Origin of the sequence: Natronocalculus amylovorans, from assembly GCF_023638035.1 — an archaeon.
GTDB classification, from domain to species: Archaea; Halobacteriota; Halobacteria; order Halobacteriales; family Haloferacaceae; genus Natronocalculus; species Natronocalculus amylovorans.
Genome location: NZ_JAKRVX010000019.1, coordinates 1 through 1,503 on the forward strand (window position 1 = coordinate 1; position 1,503 = coordinate 1,503).

Genomic DNA, 1,503 nt, shown 5'->3' on the forward strand with positions numbered 1-1,503 from the left:
AGTGTCGGATTCACGCCCAGCCTAAAGGCTGGGACTCTCTCCTTGATTCAGGTAGCTGTACTGTATTTGGTACCTAATTCGGTCGCTAAATCTACGCACTTTTAAATATTGACGTTGTATTCAGTAAGGTAGGCTGGTGTACACACAAGGGATGGTTTCTGAAGAGCCAATCAGCACGAAACTGCAAGCGCGTATCCAACAGTTGCAACCGGAGACACGACGAGTTGCAACGTGGGCAACGCCACCGGCACCGTTGTTTGGTGAGTTGTGCTCACTGACCGCAGGTGCACTGGGTGTCGAACAACCAGTGATTGACCCTGCAGTGAGTGTCGAGTTCTTCAGAGCATTCGGTCTCACTAGAGTCTCACTCCTGTCACAACCCACCAGTCAGCACCCTGCTGATGCTTCAGCACTCCTTCTCGCAGGTGATCAGTTCCTTTCGATCTGTTTTGAACAGTTCACACGGCATGAAGATCACCCTACAACACTCATGACCGGTGTTTCGACGCTTGTTTCGGCTGCCCAACAGATTGGCATACGACACAGCGCTGAGACGCTACATGAAACAGTTGTTGCAGCAGAGACTGGTTCGCTTGCGCTGGCACTTGCAGGTGTTCTTGCAGGGATTGACCCCAGTACCGACAAGTACACACAGTTACAACAGGCAGGAAGTCACCTTGGAATTGCACTTGCATCGTTGCAGCCCGAGCCAAACGCCGCTGTGTCACAAGCTGCTGCGAACAAACAGCCTCAGCCTCATCGAACCGCGCTGGTCGGATCGCTCTCTGGGACCGATAGCGGCGATCGGATTTCAAACCGATTGATGGCCGCAGAAGACCATCTTGTTTCGGTGTCTCCAACGCTTGCGTCTGCATTGGCCGATTTTTTTGATCAACGCAGTATGAACAGTAGCCAAGGAATTGTGAGAGATAATCCGTGAAATACCTCGTTTATGCAGAATCCGAGGCGAAAGCCTCACGCTTCAGCGCGGGGAGGATGTCAACTCGGGTCAAGTGGTTCAAGATGCAGAGTGTTTCCGAGTGACCTCGGGGCGTCCGATTTAATTCCGATGAGTGTCTTGGTTGACACTGTCTAACGTATCCTGATTAATTCTGTGATTTTTACATGAAATCACTAGATACGGAATCCACGCAACAACCATTAGCAAAGAACCTGCGTTAATATTGTAATTGTTTACCAATCATTAGATAGTGTCCGTAAATAATTACTCACAAGAATTATAGTATTAAAATATATTATTTATATCTATACTATTTGGCTTGTAAGCATGGATAACAACCGGTTAATTATGTTATATGCAGAAACATTTATCATGTTTGTCTATAGAATTTACTCCTGAAGCGGGACTACCAATAAAGAAGTCAGTTGGCTGGAGTAGACCCGCGTTAACAGAAGAGTGATACAATATGACAGAAGACACATACGTTGGCGCAATCGACCAAGGTACGACAGGCACACGGTTTATGGTGTTCGATCACAGCG

1 protein-coding gene is annotated in these 1,503 nt (G+C 47.6%); it reads left to right on the forward strand.

Annotated features, from left to right (window positions below; all coding sequences use genetic code 11):
* Positions 1–151 precede the first annotated feature (151 nt).
* Positions 152–940, forward strand: a complete 789-nt coding sequence (locus AArcSt2_RS16655; RefSeq protein WP_250586358.1) for a hypothetical protein — start codon at positions 152–154, stop codon at positions 938–940.
* The last annotated feature ends 563 nt before the right edge of the window (positions 941–1,503 follow it).

Coding starts and splice junctions, on each gene's coding strand:
- AArcSt2_RS16655 (WP_250586358.1), top strand. CDS start 152: ATGGTTTCTGAAGAGCCAATCAGCACGAAACTGCAAGCGCGTATCCAA.